General features: G+C 68.9%; 16 protein-coding genes and 1 riboswitch. Of the genes, 13 read left to right on the forward strand and 3 right to left on the reverse strand.

What is annotated here, in order from left to right:
• Positions 1-274 precede the first annotated feature (274 nt).
• The 10 genes from ACWEFL_RS26890 to ACWEFL_RS26935 all read left to right on the forward strand — a co-directional run bounded on the left by ACWEFL_RS26890 (position 275) and on the right by ACWEFL_RS26935 (position 10,681).
• Positions 275-883, forward strand: coding sequence for a CDP-alcohol phosphatidyltransferase family protein (locus tag ACWEFL_RS26890; protein ID WP_451717170.1), 609 nt, complete (start codon positions 275-277; stop codon positions 881-883).
• Positions 884-994: 111 nt separating this feature from the next.
• Positions 995-3,490 (forward strand): sugar phosphate nucleotidyltransferase, encoded by a 2,496-nt coding sequence (locus ACWEFL_RS26895; RefSeq protein ID WP_451717172.1) that lies wholly within the window; start codon positions 995-997, stop codon positions 3,488-3,490.
• 97 nt (positions 3,491-3,587) lie between these two features.
• A complete protein-coding gene (locus ACWEFL_RS26900) occupies positions 3,588-4,520 on the forward strand; it encodes a DUF881 domain-containing protein (RefSeq protein WP_451717174.1) in 933 nt (310 codons plus the stop codon).
• A complete protein-coding gene (locus ACWEFL_RS26905) occupies positions 4,517-4,849 on the forward strand; it encodes a small basic family protein (protein WP_451717176.1) in 333 nt (110 codons plus the stop codon). The genes ACWEFL_RS26900 and ACWEFL_RS26905 overlap by 4 nt, the downstream gene beginning before the upstream one ends.
• A 5-nt stretch (positions 4,850-4,854) precedes the next feature.
• On the forward strand, positions 4,855-5,775 hold the full coding sequence (locus ACWEFL_RS26910; protein WP_451717178.1) for a DUF881 domain-containing protein: 921 nt from the start codon (positions 4,855-4,857) through the stop codon (positions 5,773-5,775).
• A gap of 148 nt (positions 5,776-5,923) precedes the next feature.
• A complete protein-coding gene (locus ACWEFL_RS26915; RefSeq protein WP_451717340.1) occupies positions 5,924-6,814 on the forward strand; it encodes an FHA domain-containing protein in 891 nt (296 codons plus the stop codon).
• Positions 6,815-6,840: 26 nt separating this feature from the next.
• Entirely contained in the window at positions 6,841-7,587 is a 747-nt protein-coding gene (gene ftsR, locus ACWEFL_RS26920) for a transcriptional regulator FtsR (RefSeq protein ID WP_451717180.1), read from the forward strand.
• Between the two features lie 53 nt (positions 7,588-7,640).
• Positions 7,641-8,114 carry a bifunctional nuclease family protein gene (locus ACWEFL_RS26925; RefSeq protein ID WP_004002801.1) on the forward strand — a complete coding sequence of 158 codons (474 nt, stop codon included), beginning with the start codon at positions 7,641-7,643 and terminating at the stop codon, positions 8,112-8,114.
• Between the two features lie 212 nt (positions 8,115-8,326).
• Positions 8,327-8,923, forward strand: coding sequence for a MerR family transcriptional regulator (locus ACWEFL_RS26930; protein WP_451717181.1), 597 nt, complete (start codon positions 8,327-8,329; stop codon positions 8,921-8,923).
• A 147-nt stretch (positions 8,924-9,070) separates the two neighbouring features.
• Positions 9,071-10,681 carry a DNA polymerase IV gene (locus tag ACWEFL_RS26935; RefSeq protein ID WP_451717183.1) on the forward strand — a complete coding sequence of 537 codons (1,611 nt, stop codon included), beginning with the start codon at positions 9,071-9,073 and terminating at the stop codon, positions 10,679-10,681.
• Here the strand turns inward: ACWEFL_RS26935 and ACWEFL_RS26940 are convergent.
• On the reverse strand, positions 10,591-10,974 hold the full coding sequence (locus ACWEFL_RS26940) for a PRC-barrel domain-containing protein (RefSeq protein ID WP_451717185.1): 384 nt from the start codon (positions 10,972-10,974) through the stop codon (positions 10,591-10,593). The genes ACWEFL_RS26935 and ACWEFL_RS26940 overlap by 91 nt on opposite strands.
• Positions 10,975-11,100: 126 nt before the next feature.
• Positions 11,101-11,197: riboswitch (glycine riboswitch) on the forward strand.
• A 185-nt stretch (positions 11,198-11,382) separates the two neighbouring features.
• Between ACWEFL_RS26940 and gcvP the strand changes: the two genes are divergently transcribed.
• The gene (gene gcvP / locus ACWEFL_RS26945) at positions 11,383-14,268 is read left to right on the forward strand and encodes an aminomethyl-transferring glycine dehydrogenase (protein ID WP_451717187.1); all 2,886 of its coding nucleotides are present in this window, start codon (positions 11,383-11,385) and stop codon (positions 14,266-14,268) included.
• A gap of 343 nt (positions 14,269-14,611) precedes the next feature.
• On the opposite strand, the gene ACWEFL_RS26950 is transcribed toward gcvP, so the two are convergent.
• Together ACWEFL_RS26950 and ACWEFL_RS26955 are read right to left on the reverse strand one after the other, a co-directional pair.
• The gene (locus ACWEFL_RS26950) at positions 14,612-14,809 is read right to left on the reverse strand and encodes a DUF5999 family protein (RefSeq protein ID WP_451717189.1); all 198 of its coding nucleotides are present in this window, start codon (positions 14,807-14,809) and stop codon (positions 14,612-14,614) included.
• Between the two features lie 316 nt (positions 14,810-15,125).
• The gene (locus ACWEFL_RS26955) at positions 15,126-15,740 is read right to left on the reverse strand and encodes a hypothetical protein (RefSeq protein ID WP_451717191.1); all 615 of its coding nucleotides are present in this window, start codon (positions 15,738-15,740) and stop codon (positions 15,126-15,128) included.
• A gap of 483 nt (positions 15,741-16,223) precedes the next feature.
• Here ACWEFL_RS26955 and ACWEFL_RS26960 point away from each other — a divergent pair, with 483 nt between their 5' ends.
• Positions 16,224-17,744 carry a glutamate-cysteine ligase family protein gene (locus tag ACWEFL_RS26960; RefSeq protein WP_451717193.1) on the forward strand — a complete coding sequence of 507 codons (1,521 nt, stop codon included), beginning with the start codon at positions 16,224-16,226 and terminating at the stop codon, positions 17,742-17,744.
• Positions 17,745-17,945: 201 nt separating this feature from the next.
• Positions 17,946-18,743 carry a CPBP family intramembrane glutamic endopeptidase gene (locus ACWEFL_RS26965; RefSeq protein WP_451717342.1) on the forward strand — a complete coding sequence of 266 codons (798 nt, stop codon included), beginning with the start codon at positions 17,946-17,948 and terminating at the stop codon, positions 18,741-18,743.
• Positions 18,744-18,766 lie beyond the last annotated feature (23 nt).

Raw genomic sequence — 18,766 nt, forward strand, 5'->3', positions numbered from 1 at the left:
GATGGTACTGCAGGGGGGACCCTGTGGGAGAGTAGGACGCCGCCGAACAATTATCGAGGGGGAGGCCCCGCACCACAGGTGCGGGGCCTTTCCGCATTTCCGGACCCTATTCGTAATTCCGGGGCGGGTTCCGGGGCGGGAATGGGGTGGGTGGTGGGCACCGGCCACAGCCGACAACCGCCCGCTGACCTCAACACCCCTGTGCCGATGAGCCGGTCGGCTGAAGGTAGGGTCAGGGGGCATCGTCGGCACGTTCCACACAGGAGGCCCCCGGGTGGAGGTCCAGGAGACTCGGGTTCAGACGGACCGGGTACTCACCATCCCCAACATCCTCAGCATGGCCCGCCTCCTCGGCGTACCGCTCTTCCTGTGGCTGATTCTCCGCCCGGAGTTCGGCGGGCCCAAGAGCGATGGCTGGGCATTGCTGGTGCTGATGCTCAGCGGCATCAGCGACTACCTGGACGGCAAGCTCGCCCGGCGGTGGAACCAGGTCAGCAGTCTGGGGCGTCTTCTCGACCCGGCCGCCGACCGGCTGTACATCCTGTCCACTCTGATCGGTCTGACCTGGCGGGACATCCTGCCCCTCTGGCTCACGGCAGTCCTATTGGCACGCGAACTGATGCTGCTGGTGATGGTGGGAATCCTCCGGCGGCACGGCTATCCGCCGCCTCAAGTGAACTTCCTCGGCAAGGCCGCCACCTTCAACCTGATGTACGCGTTTCCGTTGCTGCTGCTGAGTGACGGCGCGGGGTGGCTTGCGTCACTTGCCGCTGTTTTCGGATGGGCCTTCGCAGGATGGGGTACAACTCTGTATTGGTGGGCAGGGATCCTGTACGTGGTCCAGGTCCGCCGTCTCGTCAAGGCGGATACCGTGCCCGATTGAACTCGTTGATGCGGCGCCCGGCAGTGTCGCCGGCAGCGCATGACGCCAGAGGGCCTCTTTGGACGAGCGAAGTCGGCTGGACCGTCGTCTCTCAAGGAGGACGCTTCCGACATGAAGGCCGTCGTGATGGCCGGTGGCGAAGGAACCAGGCTTCGCCCCATGACTTCCAGCATGCCCAAGCCGCTCCTGCCGGTTGCCAACCGGCCGATTATGGAGCATGTGCTGCGGCTGCTCAAGCGGCATGGTCTCAATGAGACCGTCGTGACCGTACAGTTTCTCGCTTCACTCGTCAGGAACTACTTCGGTGACGGCGAAGAGCTCGGAATGGAGCTCACCTATGCCAATGAGGAGAAGCCACTCGGCACCGCGGGCAGCGTGAAGAATGCCGAGGAAGCGCTGAAGGACGACGCGTTCCTCGTCATCTCCGGTGACGCTCTCACAGATTTCGACCTCACCGACCTGATCTCCTTCCACAAGGAGAAGGGCGCGATGGTCACGGTGTGTCTGACGCGGGTACCCAACCCACTTGAATTCGGCATCACCATCGTCGATGAAGAGGGTGTGGTCGAGCGCTTCCTGGAGAAGCCGACGTGGGGCCAGGTCTTCTCGGACACCGTCAACACCGGAATCTACGTCATGGAACCCGAGGTCTTCGACTATGTCGAAGCCGATGTACCCGTCGACTGGTCCGCTGATGTCTTTCCCCAGCTCATGAAGGAAGGCAAGCCGATCTACGGCTATATCGCCGAGGGCTACTGGGAAGACGTCGGCACACACGAGAGCTATGTGAAGGCCCAGGCCGACGTCCTGGAAGGCAAAGTCGACGTCGATCTCGACGGATTCGAGATCTCGCCCGGTGTCTGGGTCGCCGAGGGCGCCGAAGTACATCCCGACGCCGTACTGCGCGGACCGCTGTACATCGGGGATTACGCCAAAGTCGAAGCCGATGTCGAAATCCGCGAACACACAGTCATCGGCTCGAACGTCGTCGTCAAGAGCGGTGCGTTCCTTCATAAAGCGGTGATCCACGACAATGTGTACATCGGGGAGCATGCGAATCTCCGCGGCTGCGTCGTCGGCAAGAACACCGACATCATGCGATCCGCTCGTATCGAGGACGGCGCGGTCATCGGTGACGAGTGCCTCGTCGGTGAAGAATCGATCGTTCAGGGCAATGTGCGGGTCTACCCCTTCAAGACCATCGAAGCCGGCGCTTTCGTCAACACCTCGGTCATCTGGGAGTCACGGGGGCAGGCGCATCTCTTCGGGGCCCGGGGAGTCTCCGGGATCCTGAATGTGGAGATCACTCCGGAGCTGGCCGTACGGCTGGCCGGAGCGTATGCCACGACGCTGAAGAAGGGCGCCACCGTGACCACGGCGCGCGACCATTCCCGTGGCGCACGGGCGCTCAAACGGGCCGTGATCTCGGCGCTGCAGACCAGTGCCATCGATGTGAGGGACCTGGAGAACGTGCCGCTGCCGGTGGCACGCCAGCAGACCGCGCGCGGCAGCGCCGGCGGCATCATGATCCGTACATCGCCGGGGGTGCCCGACTCGGTCGACATCATGTTCTTCGACGAACGAGGGGCGGACCTGTCGCAAGGCGGGCAGCGGAAACTGGACCGGGTCTACGCCCGCCAGGAGTACCGGCGGGCGTTTCCGGGGGAGATCGGCGATCTGCACTTCCCCGCCAGCGTCTTCGACTCGTACACCGGATCACTGCTGCGGAACGTCGACACGACAGGGGTCGCCGAATCGGGCCTCAAGCTCGTGGTGGACGCCTCCAACGGCAGTGCCGGGCTGGTGCTGCCGAGTCTGCTGGGACGGCTCGGGGTCGATGCTCTGACCATCAACCCCGGTCTCGACGAAGCGAGACCGACCGAGTCGGCCGACACCCGGCGGGCGGGACTGGTGAGGCTCGGCGAGATCGTCGCCTCCGCGAGGGCGGCCTTCGGCGTGCGATTCGACCCGGTCGGCGAACGTCTGTCGCTCGTGGACGAACGGGGTCGCATCATCGAGGACGACCGGGCGCTGCTGGTGCTGCTCGACCTGGTCGCGGCCGAACGGCGCAGCGGCCGGGTGGCTCTGCCGGTGACGACGACCCGTATCGCCGAGCAGGTGGCCGCGTACCACGGCACACAGGTGGAGTGGACGACGACCTCGCCCGACGATCTGACGAGGGTGGGCCGCGAGGAGACCACCATCTTCGGCGGCGACGGCCGCGGTGGCTTCATCGTGCCGGAGTTCAGCAGTGTCTTCGACGGTACGGCGGCCCTGGTACGGCTGGTGGGGCTGGTGGCGCGTACGCAGCTCACGCTGAGCCAGATCGACGCCCGGATTCCGCGCGCGCATGTGCTGCGGCGTGATCTCGCCACTCCCTGGGCGGTCAAGGGGCTCGTCATGCGGCGGGTCGTGGAGGCGGCCGAGGAGCGGCATGTGGACACGACCGACGGGGTTCGTGTCGTCGAGACCGACGGCCGCTGGGTGATGGTGCTGCCCGACCCCGCGGAGGCCGTCACCCATCTGTGGGCGGAAGGACCCGATGACGCTTCGGCGCAGGCACTGCTCAACGAGTGGGCCGCCGTCGTCGACAGCGCAGGTCACTGACGTGTGACCGGTGTGCCGGGAGTTGTCCACCGACGGCTCCCGGCCCGCCGGTGGGGCCATTCGGCGGTAGCGGCCATGGCGTGCGACGATGTGCGGCATGCCGCAGCAGCCCCCCATTCGGAGCACTGGTTCTCCACCGCCGCGCCCCGATGCGTCCATGTCGCTGCTGACGAACGTGATGGAGCACAGTCTCGACGAGGGATACGCCGAGGCGACGGCCCGGCGCCGGGCGGAGGGCGGTGGGCTGCCCCGTACCCTGCGGGCCAAGCTCTGGCTCGCCCTCGGCCTGGTGCTCGCGGCCGTGATAGTCACCGTCGGCGCCGCCGAGGCGCGGATATCCGCCCCGGTCGTGGCCAAGGAGCGCGAGGAACTGATCGACCGCGTCGACGCCGAGACCGCCGAGGCGGACGCACTGGAGCGAGGCGTCGACGAACTCCGGGACGAGGTGGGTGAGCGGCAGCGGAAGGCCCTCAACGCCCAGGACGGTGGCCAGGGGGAACTCGTCGCGATGCTCGCCGGGGCGACGGAGGTCGGCGGACCCGGCGTGAAGCTCGTCGTGGACGATGCGAAGGACGCCGTCGGCGGTGGTGCCGGCGGTCCCCGGGAGAGCAGCGGCTTCAGTGATACGGGCCGGGTGCGCGATCGCGACATGCAACGCATCGTCAACGGACTGTGGGAGTCCGGCGCCGAGGCCGTGGCCATCAATGAACAGCGGCTGACCGCCCTCTCCGCCATCCGTGCGGCGGGCGACGCCATACTGGTCGACAACCGGCCGCTGGTGCCGCCGTACACGGTGTTGGCGGTGGGGGACGGGAAGCGGCTGAGCAGTTCGTTCCAGGAAAGTTCCGACGGACAGTATTTGCAGGTGCTGCGAGAGAACTTCGGGATCCGTTTCAGCATCTCTACACAGGACAAGGTGCGTCTTCCGGCTGCCCCGAGCCTGATCGTACGCACAGCAGAGCCGGGAACCCCCGATGCCGGGAAGGGCAGCGGGCAGGGTACGGCAGACACAGGGAAGGGCACATCGTGATCGCCGTACTGGGCCTCGTCGTGGGAGTCGTGGTCGGACTGTTGGTCCGGCCCGAGATTCCGGCGGTGGTCGAGCCCTATCTGCCGATCGCTGTCGTCGCCGCGCTCGACGCCGTCTTCGGCGGGCTGCGGGCCATGCTGGACGGGATCTTCGTCGACAAGGTGTTCGTCGTCTCCTTCCTGTCGAATGTGGTCGTGGCCGCCCTGATCGTGTTCCTCGGCGACAAGCTGGGCGTCGGCGCCCAGTTGTCGACCGGAGTGGTGGTCGTGCTCGGCATCCGGATCTTCTCCAACGCTGCCGCGATCCGCCGGCACGTCTTCCAGGCGTGACGCCGATGAACAGCGAAGAGCGTCCCCGGAACGGGATTCCCGAGGACACCGCCCCCAAGGTCGCCGGTCCCCGGTCCGAGATGCCCGAGGCCGAGCCCTCCGAGCCCGCAGGAACGGCACCCGCGGAACCGGCACCCGGCGGACCCGAACGCGCGGAGCCGGAGGCCACCGAGGCGACCAAGGAGACCGGCACGGCCCCGGCGGGGCTGACGGGCCGGCAGCGGCTGAAGGCCGGTCTCTGGCCGCCCCGGGCGACCCGCGCCCAATTCATCGTCGCGGTCCTGTTGTTCGTCCTCGGTCTCGGGCTCGCCATCCAGGTCCGCTCGACCAGTGACAACAGTGCTCTGCGAGGGGCACGCCAGGAGGATCTCGTACGCATCCTCGACGAGCTGGACAGCCGCACCCAGCGGCTGGAGGACGAGAAGCAGCGCCTGGAGGTCCAGCGCGCGGAACTGGAGAACAGCTCCGACCAGGCGGAGGAGGCGCGTAAGCAGACGCGGCAGAAGGAACAGCAGCTCGGCATCCTGGCCGGGACCGTCGCGGCCCAGGGGCCGGGCATCACGCTCACCGTCGCCGGCCAGTCCGGCTCCGTGGAGCCGGACATGCTGCTCGACGCGGTCCAGGAGCTGCGGGCCGCGGGCGCCGAGGCGATTCAGGTCAATGGCGTCCGGGTCGTGGCCGATACCTATCTGACGGGCACCGGCGGTGACATCAAGGTGGACGGGATGCGGATCAGCGCGCCGTACGTTTTCAAGGTCATCGGAAAGCCGCAGGATCTGGAGCCCGCCCTGAACATTCCGGGCGGGGTCGTGCAAACACTGGAAAAGGAGCAGGCCACGGCCACGGTGGAGCGCGCGGAGAGGATCGTCGTGGATGCCTTGCGACCCGTGAAGAGCCCTGACTACGCTCGGTCGTCAGCGCGGTGAGGCCGGGGAGCGCGATGCCCGGGTCGCCGGGACGAGAGGTTGCGGGGGGTCGGCACACCGACATCGCGCGGCGTAATGGAAACTGTCTGACGGCCGCGGACGTTGTGATGATGTCCGGGTCGGCAGGTGTGATCAATGAGGGTTCGTCCTGCCCCACGGGCGGGTCTATTTCGGTCAAGGGGAATCGCCCGTGAAGTTGTTTGCGAAGTTGTTCGGCAAGAGCGGACGCGAGGACGGCGGCAACGCCAGGCATCGTGCCCGGCGTCATGGCCAGGAGGAGCAGGGCGCTGAGCGGCCTCTCTTCCGGGACGAGGTCGCTGGTCCGGGTGGTGACATTCCGGGTGGCCGGGGCGCGTCGTCTGTTGACCCTGCCGGTCCCGGCCGCATAGGTTTCGGGGAACCATCAACCTCAGGTACGGGTGGAGGGTTTGCCCCCGACCCCTATGCGACCAATCCCCGCGGGGGCCAGCCGCGACAGGAGGATCCGTCCATGGCGGGCGTGACGGTGTGTACGAGGTGCGGGAACCGCAATGCCGAGTCCAGCCGGTTCTGCTCCAACTGCGGAGCACCACTGCGTGGCGGGGTCTCGGCCGAGCGTCCTTCGGAGACGACGTCGACGATCTCCATCTCCGGGCTGGAGGCGTACGACTCCGAGGTGACGGGGCAGACACAGCTCCCGTCGCTGTCCCCGGAGGCTCAGGCCGCCGTGGACGCCCTGCCCCTCGGCTCGGCGCTGCTGGTCGTCCGGCGCGGACCCAACTCCGGCAGCCGCTTCCTGCTCGACGGCGAGCTGACCACGGCCGGCCGGCACCCGCAGAGCGACATCTTCCTGGACGACGTGACCGTGTCCCGGCGTCATGTCGAGTTCCGCAGGAGCCCGGACGGCAGTTTCAGCGTCGCCGACGTCGGCAGCCTGAACGGCACCTACGTCAACCGTGAGCGGATCGACGCGGTCTATCTGGCGAATGGCGACGAGGTCCAGATCGGCAAGTACCGACTGGTCTTCTACGCGAGCCATGCGAGCCAGCGGGGCATGTAATCCGTCAGGCCCGTCAGGGAAGGCACATGCTGCGAACACCGACGACGGGCGGTGCCGGACACGGCACCGCCTCCGCGGGCGAGAAGCTGATCAGCATCGGCACGGTGCTTCATCAGCTGCGGGACGAGTTTCCCGGCGTCACGATTTCCAAGATCCGTTTTCTGGAGGCCGAAGGGCTGGTCGAACCGCGCCGTACCCCGTCCGGGTACCGGAAATTCAGCTCGGAGGATGTCGAGCGGCTCGCCCAGGTGCTGCGCATGCAGCGGGACCACTATCTTCCGCTGAAGGTCATCCGCGAGCATCTCGACGCCGTCGCCCGTGGCGAGCAGCCGCAGCTGCCCGCTCAGAGCTCCGGCCGGGAGCTGTCCGACGGGGCCGGGGAGTCCGACGCCGACGGGCGTACCGCCGCCAGGGTGGGGCGGGCCGAGCTGCTGGCCGCCGCCGAGGTCGGCGAGGAGGAACTGGCCGACTGGGAGTCGTACGGCCTGCTCGCACCCGACGGCGACGGCGGGTACGACGCCGAGTCGGTGACCGTGGCCCGGCTCATCGCCGATCTCGGCAGATTCGGTCTCGAACCACGGCATCTGCGGGCCATGAAGGCCGCCGCCGACCGGGAGGCCGGACTCGTCGAACAGGTGGTCGCACCCTTGCGGCGGCATCGTAATCCGCAGACCAGAGCGCATGCCGAGGCCACCGCGAAAGAGCTGGCGGCCCTGTCCGTACGGCTCCACGCGGCCCTGGTACAGACCGCTCTCGGGGTCCGGCTCCACTGATCATGGACGTGCCCGACTACCCAAAGAGGCCGGGCACGTCCTAGGGTTGCTGTGTGAACGAGCTCGACGTTGTGGGTGTCCGGGTGGAAATGCCCTCCAACCAACCGATCGTGCTCCTGCGTGAAGTGGGAGGCGACCGGTACCTCCCCATCTGGATCGGTCCCGGGGAGGCGACCGCCATTGCCTTCGCACAGCAGGGCATGGCACCGGCCAGACCGCTGACCCACGACCTCTTCAAGGACGTGCTGGAGGCGGTGGGGCAGGAACTCACCGAGGTCCGCATCACCGACCTGCGCGAAGGGGTCTTCTACGCGGAGCTGGTCTTTGCCAGTGGAGTCGAGGTGAGCGCCCGCCCGTCCGACGCCATAGCGCTCGCCCTGCGCACCGGCACGCCGATCTACGGCAGTGACGGGGTGCTCGACGACGCGGGGATCGCCATCCCGGACGAGCAGGAGGACGAGGTGGAGAAGTTCCGCGAGTTCCTCGACCAGATCTCTCCCGAGGACTTCGGAACCAGCAGTCAGTGACCGCTGAACGCTGAGTGAGCATGGTGGCCGTCGGCGGAAGCCGGTGGCCACCCGCCGGCGGACAGGGCGCATTCGAGCAGCCCTTCCCCGGATCGGGGCATGCGAAACCACTCTCAGGGTGATTATCACTCGGCGTGGCGAGTGTGGCGATCGTTGACGCACCCCTGGTGACTGCCTACCGTCGTGTGGGCAGTCAAGGACGGAGGGCCGGCGTGAGAAGCAGCGGCGACGGTGCGGTTGGGGGCGCCCTCGGACGGAGTCCGGGGGAGGGCGGGCCGTATCCGCTCCAGCGGGGTGCGGCTGAACCGTCCGAGGAGACGGTCGGCTACCGCGGGCCCACCGCGTGCGCGGCCGCGGGCATCACCTACCGACAGCTCGACTACTGGGCGCGTACCGGCCTGGTCGAGCCGAGTGTCCGCCCGGCGTACGGGTCGGGCACACAGCGCCTCTACAGCTTCCGCGATGTGGTCGTCCTCAAGATCGTCAAGCGGTTCCTGGACACCGGCGTGGCCCTTCAGAACATCCGGGCGGCCGTGCGGCATCTCGGGGATCGCGGCTTCGCCGATCTGGAGCGGATGACCCTGATGAGCGATGGGGCGACGGTCTACGAGTGCTCGTCTCCCGACGAGGTCGTCGATCTGCTCCAGGGCGGACAGGGCATCTTCGGCATCGCCGTCGGCGTGGTCTGGCGCGATGTCGAGGCGGCGCTGTCGCAGCTGCACGGCGAGCGGATCGACACCGGCGAGACACTCGTCGGGAACAACCCGGCCGACGAACTGGCCAGGCGCAGACGCGACCGCGCGGTCTGAGCGCGGACCCGTCGCCGGTGTGCCCGTACCGGCGACGGCGAGGACGAGACGATACGCGGTTGGGGCCCTGTGCCCGGGTGGGACCGGTGGAGGGCGCGCGGGCCGGTTGGCGGGGCATTGTCAGTGGCGTGAGGCAGCATCGGAGATGTGAGATCCGCGCCGACGATTCTGCATCTGGACATGGATGCGTTCTTCGCCGCCGTCGAGCAGGCGGCGAAGCCCAGCCTGCGCGGAAAACCGGTGATCGTCGGCGGCCTCGGTCCACGAGGGGTCGTCGCCACGGCCTCGTACGAGGCGAGACGCTTCGGAGTGCACTCGGCGATGCCCATGGCGCAGGCCAGGAGGCTCGCGCCGAACGCGGCGTATCTCGTGCCACGCTTCTCCGTCTACCGCTCGGTCAGCGATCAGGTCATGGCGCTGCTCGGCAGGCTCTCACCGCTTGTCGAGCCGCTCAGCCTCGACGAGGCGTTCGTGGATCTGGAGGCGGGCGGCTCGGCCGGTGACTCGCTGTCGGCGCGGCTGGTGGGCGAGCGGTTGCGCGCGGACATCCGGGCGGTCACCGGGCTCACCGGGTCCGTGGGGCTCGCCGGGTCCAAGATGCTCGCGAAGATCGCCTCCGAGCAGGCCAAGCCGGACGGGCTCGTCCTCATAGAGCCCGGCACGGAGCGCGAGCTGCTCGGGCCCATGTCCGTACGGACGCTGCCCGGCGTCGGACCGGCGACCGGGGAGCATCTGCGGCGGGCCGGCATGACGACCTGCGCGGAGCTGGCGGAGGCGGGCGAGGACGAACTGGTACGGCTGGTGGGCAAGGCCCACGGGACCTCGCTGTTCCGGATGGCGATGGGGTACGACGACCGGCCCGTGGTCGCCGAGCGCGACACCAAGTCGGTGTCGGTGGAGGACACCTTCGACGTCGATCTGCACGACCGGGTCGGGATCCGGCTGGAGGTGGAGCGGCTCGCGGACCGCTGCGTACAGCGGCTGAGGGCGTCGGGGCACTCGGGGCGGACGATCGTGCTGAAGGTGCGGCGGTACGACTTCTCGACGCTGACCCGCTCGGAGACCCTGCGGGGGCCCACCGACGACCCCTCGGTGGTACGGGAGGCGGCAGCGCGGCTGCTGGAGGCCGTGGACACGACGGGCGGGGTGCGACTGCTGGGCGTGGGGGTCAGCGGCCTCGCGGACTACACCCAGGAGGACCTGTTCGCCCAGGCCGCCCAGGCGGCGGCTGGGGAGCCGACAGGAGCGGCGGAGGCCGTGCCCGGCGCGGGAGGAGCCGTACGGCCGGGAGACGCCGACCCGCGGAGCCCGTACGAGAGCGGTGACCGGCCGCCGCCCGGCGGCCTCGGCGGCGGAGTACGGACGGGTGCGTTGCCGGGCGATGACGGACCCGTACGGCACGGCGGGCACACGGCCGGGGCCGGGGACGCGCCCGCGGGGGACGAGGCGCTGGGGGAGCGGCGCTGGCCCGCCGGTCACGATGTGCGGCATGCCGTGTACGGGGCCGGATGGGTGCAGGGCAGCGGGGTGGGGCGGGTCACCGTGCGGTTCGAGGAGCCGGACTCGCCGCCTGGGCGCGTCCGCACGTTCCGAACGGACGATCCGGAGCTGGTGCTCTCCGATCCGCTGCCCCTGGTCGCCCTCGTCGCCCTGGCCGACGATTCGCGTCAGGCGTCGTCGCCGGCGACCTTCCCGAAGGAGCGGTCGCGGGCCGGTGACGGCGGAGTCTCCGGGGCCACGGAGAGTTCGAGGCCGTAGTGGTGGTACAGCTGGAGTTCCTGCTCGGGGGAGAGATGGCGGCCGACGCCGAAGTCCGGCGCGTCCTTGACCAGCGAGCGTTCGTACGGGACACGCAGGATGTCGTCGGCGAAGGTGCTCGGTTCCAGCGGGACGAACGCGTCCCGGCTGAAGAGCCCGGTGCGGACTGCCGCCCATTCGGGTGAGCCCGTGGCGTCGTCCAGATAGACCTCGTCGATCGTTCCTATCTTCACGCCGTTGCGGTCGAACGCCTTGCGGCCGATCAGGCTGCGCGGATCGATATCGGTTCGCACGGTCCCTCCAGAAGGTCGCAACTGCTGGTTAAATCATACGAAAGGGCACATTCTGGCCGTCGGCCACTTGAGGGATCGCATGAACGATCGTCGAGAGTGTGCGCTGGTAGGCTGGCAGGCGGCTGCTGACCCCGTGCGGGAGAGTCCACCGGCAGGACGACGGTGGCGCCGAAGGAGCAAATCCTCCCCGGAATCTCTCAGGCACCTGTACCGCACGGACGAGGTCACTCTGGAAAGCAGGGCGGGCGTCGGACGGCATCCGCTCTCACCGACGGTGAAAGCCGGAGCGCCCCGTTTTCGGGCGGTCCGGCGAAGCTCTCAGGTTGAGATGACAGAGGGGGAGGCCGTCCAGGGCATCCCGCGCCGTGGTGCCCCTCGCAGGTCGTGTCAGACCAGGAGGCCTCCTACATGACCGCCAACCGCATGCCGCTCGCACAGCTGGAGCGAGGCACACCCTTCGAGCAGCGCCACATCGGACCCGACGCCGAGGCCCAGGCCAAGATGCTGGCGCAGGTGGGTTACGGCTCGCTGGACGAGCTGACCGCCGCGGCGGTGCCCGACGTCATCAAGAGCGCCGGGGCACTTGGGCTCCCGGACGCGCGCACCGAGGCCGAGGTCCTCGCCGAGCTGCGCTCCCTCGCCGACCGGAACGAGGTGCTGACGCCGATGATCGGCCTCGGCTACCACGGCACCTTCACCCCGCCGGTGATCCTGCGCAACGTCATGGAGAACCCGTCCTGGTACACCGCGTACACGCCGTACCAGCCGGAGATCTCCCAGGGCCGCCTGGAAGCCCTGCTGAACTTCCAGACCATGGTGGCCGAACTGACGGGCCTGCCCACCTCCGGTGCCTCCCTCCTCGACGAGAGCACCGCCGCCGCCGAGGCCATGTCGCTCGCCCGCCGCGTCGGCAAGGTGAAGAACGGCGTCTTCCTGGTCGACACCGACGTACTGCCCCAGACCCTCGCCGTGATCCGGACCCGCGCCGAACCGACCGGAGTCGAGGTCGTCGCCGCCGACCTGAGCGAAGGCATCCCCGCGGAGATCGCCGACGGCGGCGTCTTCGGCGTCCTGCTCCAGTACCCCGGTGCTTCCGGCGCCGTACGGGACCTCAAGCCCGTCATCGACCAGGCGCACGCCCTCGGCGCGGTCGTCACCGTGGCCGCGGATCTGCTCGCGCTGGCCCTGCTCACCTCGCCCGGCGAACTCGGCGCGGACATCGCGATCGGCACCACCCAGCGCTTCGGCGTCCCCATGGGCTTCGGCGGCCCGCACGCCGGCTACATGGCCGTGCGGGAGACGTACGCCCGCAGCCTGCCCGGACGGCTCGTCGGCGTCTCCGTGGACGCCGACGGCGACAAGGCGTACCGCCTCGCGCTCCAGACCCGCGAGCAGCACATCCGCCGCGAGAAGGCCACCAGCAACATCTGCACCGCGCAGGTGCTGCTCGCCGTGATGGCGGGGATGTACGCCGTCTACCACGGCCCGGACGGACTGCGGTCGATCGCCCGGCGCACCCACCGCTACGCCACCCTGCTCGCCGAGGGCCTGAAGGCCGGCGGTGTGGACGTGGTGCACGGCTCGTACTTCGACACCCTGACCGTACGCGTCCCGGCCCCGGCCGCCGATGTGGTCGCCGCCGCCCGTGAGCGCGGGGTCAACATCCGCCTCGTGGACGACGCGCATGTCTCCGTCGCCTGCGACGAGACCACCACCCGCGCGGCCGTGGCCGCCGTCTGGGCCGCCTGCGGCGTCGACGCCGACATCGAGGCGCTGGACGCCGCCACCGGGGACGCGCTGCCCGAGGCGCTGCTGCGGACCGACGACTACCTCACCCACCCCGTCTTCCACCAGCACCGCTCCGAGACCGCCATGTTGCGCTATCTGCGCCGCCTGGCCGACCGTGACTACGCGCTGGACCGGGGCATGATCCCACTCGGCTCCTGCACCATGAAGCTGAACGCGACGACCGAGATGGAACCGGTCACCTGGCCCGAATTCGGGCAGATCCACCCCTTCGCCCCGGTCGAACAGGCCGCCGGCTATCTCACGCTCATCCGGGAGCTGGAGGAGCGGCTTGCCGAGGTCACCGGCTACGACAAGGTCTCCATCCAGCCCAACGCCGGATCCCAGGGCGAACTCGCGGGGCTCCTCGCCGTACGCGCGTACCACCGTGCCAACGGCGGAGAGCAGCGCACCGTCTGCCTCATCCCGTCCTCCGCGCACGGAACCAACGCGGCGAGCGCCGTCATGGCGGGCATGAAGGTCGTCGTCGTCAAGACCGCCGACGACGGCGAGATCGACGTCGACGACCTGCGCGCCAAGATCGAGAAGCACCGCGGCGAACTGTCCGTGCTGATGATCACCTACCCCTCCACGCACGGGGTGTTCGAGGAGCACGTCGCCGACATCTGCGCACGGGTCCACGAGGCGGGCGGCCAGGTGTACGTCGACGGAGCCAACCTCAACGCCCTGGTGGGCCTCGCCAAGCCGGGCGAGTTCGGCGGGGACGTCTCACATCTGAATCTGCACAAGACGTTCTGCATCCCGCACGGCGGCGGCGGCCCCGGCGTCGGTCCGGTCGCGGTGCGGGCGCACCTGGCCCCGTATCTCCCGAACCACCCTCTCCAGCCGACCGCCGGCCCCGAGACGGGTGTGGGACCGATCTCGGCGGCTCCCTGGGGCTCGGCGGGCATTCTGCCGATCTCCTGGGCGTATATGCGGCTGATGGGTGGCGAGGGCCTCAAGCGGGCCACCCAGGTCGCCGTGCTCGCGGCCAACTACATCGCCAAGCGGCTGGAGCCCCATTACCCGGTGCTGTACACGGGACCGGCCGGACTGGTCGCCCATGAGTGCATCGTGGATCTGCGGCCCCTGTCGAACGCCACCGGCGTCAGCGTGGCCGATATCGCCAAGCGGCTCATCGACTACGGCTTCCACGCGCCGACGATGTCGTTCCCGGTCAGCGGGACGCTGATGATCGAACCCACCGAGAGCGAGGACCTGGGCGAGATCGACCGCTTCTGCGACGCGATGATCGCCATCCGCACGGAGATCGAGAAGGTCGCGTCGGGCGAGTGGCCGGCCGACGACAATCCGCTGCGGAACGCCCCGCACACCGCCGCCGCGCTGGGCGGGGAGTGGACGCACGCCTACAGCCGGGACGAGGCGGTCTTCCCGGGCGCGGTGAACGCCGCGGACAAGTACTGGCCGCCGGTCCGCCGGATCGACGACGCGTTCGGGGACCGCAACCTCGTCTGCTCCTGCCCGCCGCTGGACGAGTACGACAACTGACGGACGGCACGCGTGCGTCGGGGCCGGTACGGAGGAACTCTCCGGCCGGCCCCTGTCGTACGGTTTGCTTCTGTCGTGCGGTTCGCCCCGGTCGTACCCGTCGTAGCTGTTGTACGGAGAACAGCTCGCGGCACGACCGACGGCCCGTCGTACCGCGCCGGATCCGCGTACGGAACCCCGGCTCGTCGTGGGCGAAGGCCCCCGCCTCGCCCGTCGCCGCCGCGTCGCTTGGCCGGATCGCGCCTGTGCGCCCGATATGCGGGCGCCCCCCGCCGTACGATGCGACGCATCCACGCAGAGGGCTCGATCCAACGGGTGCCGAGGGACGGCTTTCAGACGGCTCTCAGGCCGCCTTCACCGCCCGGAGAGGCCGGTGCGGCGCGATGATCTGTCCGTCGGGCAGCAGTTCGCCGGTGTCCTCGAAGAGGAGCACGCCATTGCACAGCAGGCTCCAGCCCTGTTCAGGGTGGTGCGCCATGAGGCGCGCCGCATCCCTGTCGGCTGAGTCGGATGTCGGGCAAGGTGGCTGATGCTGGCACATGGGTGGGTTCTTTCGCTGTGATGTGGTGAGTGTCCCGCGGCTCGATGAGGTGTTCATGGCCGCCCCCCGTATCTGTCGGTCCGATCCCAGTGTTGCCGCACGAGCGTCAATCCGCAGGGATTTCGCGACAGCTCGTCTCTCTCATGAGAGACGTATCACCCACGCGGGCGGTTCAGCTCAACTTGACTGTCCTTTCGGGTGGTTCAGGGGGGCCGGAATGGACTAGTCCATTCGGGCAGCAGTGCGCCCCGTCACCGATGAGTGACGGGGCGCGAACAGGGTTCGACCGCCGGGCGGGATGTGGGGCGGCGGTGTGTCAGGCCGGTGAGCCCAGCAGCGGGGCGGGAGTCAGCCGGAGGTTCATCACGGGCAGGAGGTCGGCGAACCGGTGCGGCCGGTGGGCGGCGATGCCGGGCGGTGCCGGGGCGAGCGGCACCAGGAGGTCGGTGGATCCGGGGGTGCCCGCGGAGGCGTCGGCCTCCGTGTCCGCGTGCAGCCAGAGTGTGAGCATGTACAGCGCGGGTATGGAGAGCAGCCGTGGCTGGAACGGCGTCTGGAGCGACTCCGCCTGACGGAGCGCCTGTTCGGTCGAGCGGAGGTAGGGGCCTTCGAAGAAGTGCGAGAACAGCCAGCCGTCCGGGGTCAGCTCCGTCTCCGCCGCGGCCACGGACCGCTCGCCGGCGCGGAGGAGGAAGCGCCACCCGGTGAGCCGGGTGGCGGGCCGGGGATCGTCGGGCACGATCCCGTCCAGCCCGTCCGGCACCTTCAGTTTCTCCAGTACATGTACGGGGAGCGGTGATTCGGGGCTCACGGGTCCCTGGACGGACCTGAGTGCCGGGATGTGGTCCTCGTGGACGGCGGACGGGGAACCGAGTGCCGCGAGGACGCTGCGGACGGCAGGCGCTGGGGCCGGGGGGACATGCAGCGGCATGATGGGTCGCCTCTCGCTTGGGAGACACGTGGAGCCAGGGCAGGTGCGGACGGCGCTGTCAGCGTGCGGGGCCAGAGGGGGGCCGGAAGGGCCACCGGGTGCCAACTCTCTGCCTCGTCCACCGAGTTTATACGACACGTGTTCTCACTGTGTTTCCGCTAGCGCTGGCCGGCGTTAAGGGCAAGGCGGATTCAAGTCCTTTTCAGCCGTTCGATACGCCGGTTTTCCCCTACGTTTCCGGCGATAGCCTGGGAGTATGTCCCCATGCCGGTAGGCCGAAACTCGTCGGCGTTTTTCACCAGACAGTGGGTGAAGGTAGATGTGTACTGCACCCTGCCGGGTCTGCGGGCCGCCCGATGGCGCACGCCACGGTACCGGTCCGGAAGCGCCCGCGCTGCGTTATGGATCAGTCGGTCTGGGCATTATCGTCCGTGACGCGAGCGACCGATGCTGCGTGCCGCCCACCGGAGGAAGGACGCTTCAATGGGGGACAAGGTCGTGACGGACGGGTTCGCGCTGTCTGATCGCCAGCGGTATCGGCGGAAGCTCCAGCAGTGTCTGGCGGGACTGGGACGGCTCCTGGCGGAGAAGAGGTTCGACCGTCCCAGAAATCTCATGGGTCTGGAGATCGAACTGAATCTGGCGGGTGCCGACGGGCTGCCCAGGATGATGAATGCGGAAGTGCTCGAGCGGATCGCGAGCCAGGATTTCCAGACCGAACTGGGAATGTTCAACCTGGAAGTAAATATCGTTCCGCACCGGCTCGACGGCCGGGTTCTCGACCAGCTGGCAGAGGAGTTGCGAACGGGGCTCGGATATGCCCACCGAAAAGCTGATGAAGTCGGCGCCGGAATCGTGATGATCGGCATTCTGCCCACCCTCGCCCAGGACGATCTCGTCAGCGCGAATCTCTCGGACGACGACCGCTACACGATGCTGAACGATCAGATCGTCGCGGCGCGCGGTGAGGCGTTCGCCCTCGACATCGAGGGCGTGGAGCGGCTGACCTGCACTTCGGCGTCGATCGCGCCGGAAGCGGCGTGCACATCCGTCCAACTGCACCTGCAGGTGACGCCGGCACGGTTCGCGGATGTGTGGAACGCGGCGCAGGCGGTGGCGGCGGTTCAGGTCGCGGTCGGGGCCAACTCGCCCTTCCTGTTCGGGAAGGAACTGTGGCGAGAGTCCCGGCCACCGCTGTTCCAGCAGGCCACGGATACCAGGCCGCCGGAACTCCAGGCCCAGGGGGTGCGCCCGCGCACCTGGTTCGGTGAGCGATGGGTGAATTCCGTATATGACCTCTTCGAGGAGAATCTGCGGTATTTCCCGGCCCTGCTGCCCATTTGCGACGAAGAAGAGGATCCGCTGCGGATCATCGACGACGGCGGGGTCCCCGGACTCCACGAACTCGTCCTGCACAACGGCACGGTCTACCGGTGGAACCGCCCTGTCTACGGCATCGCGGGCGGGGTGCCGCATCTTCGGGTGGAGAACCGGGTGCTGCCCGCGGGCCCCACGGTCACCGATGTGATCGCCAACGCGGCCTTCTACTACGGACTGGTCCGCGCGCTCGCGGAGGAGCCGCGGCCGGTGTGGACCAGGCTCCCGTTCGAGGCAGCGGCGGAGAACTTCGACACCGCGTGCCGCGACGGCATCGACGCGGAGCTCCAGTGGCCGCGTCCCGGCCGGGCGGGCGGCATCACACGGGTGCCCGTGGTCAAACTCGTACGCGATGAACTGCTGCCGCTGGCCGCCGCGGGGCTCGACGCGTGGAACATCGAGGCCGCCGACCGCGACCGGTATCTCGGGGCGATCGAGGAGCGGTGCAGGCGGCGGATCAACGGGGCCTCCTGGCAGGCGGAGACCTTCCACCGCGCGCTGGAGGCCGGCCTGGAGCGGGACGCGGCCCTGGCGGCGATGACCCGTCGCTACTGCGAGCTGATGCACCGGGGGGATCCGGTGCACACCTGGCCGATCGGGTTTCCGGGGCGCGAGACGGAAGCCTGAGACGGGCCGGGACGCACCGCGTCCGGGGCAGCGGCGGAATCGGGCAAGCTGTGGTGTCCCCTGTGAGGGGTCCGTCCCGCCTGTGAGGGGTCGTTCCCCGACGCCGACCCCGTGTCGAGCCTTTCGTGTCTGTGTTCGAGACCCTGGCCGGGTGAGGATGGGGGACGAGACCGGATCACCCGACTGGAGGCGCAGGTGCAGATGGAGGCGGGACGCGTGGCCGATTCTCTTCCCCAGGAGGGCGTGCCACGACGTGCTCTGCGGTCCGAGACGCTTCTGGTGCTCGCGCTCTCGCTGGGGGCCAGCGCGGTGTCGTCGCTGATCAGCTTTGTCGGATCGCTGACGAAACCGGGTGGTCTGAAGGAACAGGCGGCCTCCCTCAACGGGTCGTACGCACCCGGACGGCCCTGGCTCGATCTCGCCTGGCAGCTCTTCGGGATCGCGACCGCCCTGGTGCCGGTCCTGCTGGTCGCGCATCTGCTGACGAGGGAGGGCGCGGGCGGGCTGCGGTCGATGGGCTTCGACCGGACCAGGCCCTGGCCGGACCTGGGGCGCGGCACACTCGTCGCCGCGGGGATCGGGAGCGCGGGCCTGGCGTTCTATCTGGTGGCCAGGGCGACGGGCTTCAATCTGACGGTCGTGCCGGAGTCGCTGCCCGAGGTGTGGTGGAAGTTCCCCGTGCTGATCCTGTCGGCGATCCAGAACTCCGTCGTGGAGGAAGTGATCGTCGTCGGCTATCTGCTGCGCCGTCTCGGACAGTTGGGCTGGTCCCCGATGGCCGCGCTGGTGGCCAGTTCGGTGCTCCGAGGCTCGTACCACTTGTACCAGGGCATCGGCGGATTCATCGGCAACATGGTCATGGGCGTGGTCTTCGTACTGCTATACCGGCGCTGGGGGCGGGTGGGGCCGCTGGTGGTGGCGCATGCGCTGCTCGACATCGTGGCGTTCGTGGGGTACGCGCTGCTGGCCGGGAAAGTGGGCTGGCTGCCGACCGCGTGAGCTGCGGTCCGTGGGGGCGTACG

Source organism: Streptomyces sp. NPDC004838 (assembly GCF_053600955.1).

Bases quoted from the DNA above. Each gene is read 5' to 3' on its own strand.
- ACWEFL_RS26895 (WP_451717172.1), top strand. From the start codon at position 995: ATGAAGGCCGTCGTGATGGCCGGTGGCGAAGGAACCAGGCTTCGCCCC.
- ACWEFL_RS26900 (WP_451717174.1), top strand. From the start codon at position 3,588: ATGCCGCAGCAGCCCCCCATTCGGAGCACTGGTTCTCCACCGCCGCGC.
- ACWEFL_RS26910 (WP_451717178.1), top strand. From the start codon at position 4,855: ATGAACAGCGAAGAGCGTCCCCGGAACGGGATTCCCGAGGACACCGCC.
- ftsR (WP_451717180.1), top strand. From the start codon at position 6,841: ATGCTGCGAACACCGACGACGGGCGGTGCCGGACACGGCACCGCCTCC.
- gcvP (WP_451717187.1), top strand. From the start codon at position 11,383: ATGACCGCCAACCGCATGCCGCTCGCACAGCTGGAGCGAGGCACACCC.
- ACWEFL_RS26950 (WP_451717189.1), bottom strand. From the start codon at position 14,809: ATGTGCCAGCATCAGCCACCTTGCCCGACATCCGACTCAGCCGACAGG.
- ACWEFL_RS26955 (WP_451717191.1), bottom strand. From the start codon at position 15,740: ATGCCGCTGCATGTCCCCCCGGCCCCAGCGCCTGCCGTCCGCAGCGTC.
- ACWEFL_RS26960 (WP_451717193.1), top strand. From the start codon at position 16,224: ATGGGGGACAAGGTCGTGACGGACGGGTTCGCGCTGTCTGATCGCCAG.
- ACWEFL_RS26965 (WP_451717342.1), top strand. From the start codon at position 17,946: ATGGAGGCGGGACGCGTGGCCGATTCTCTTCCCCAGGAGGGCGTGCCA.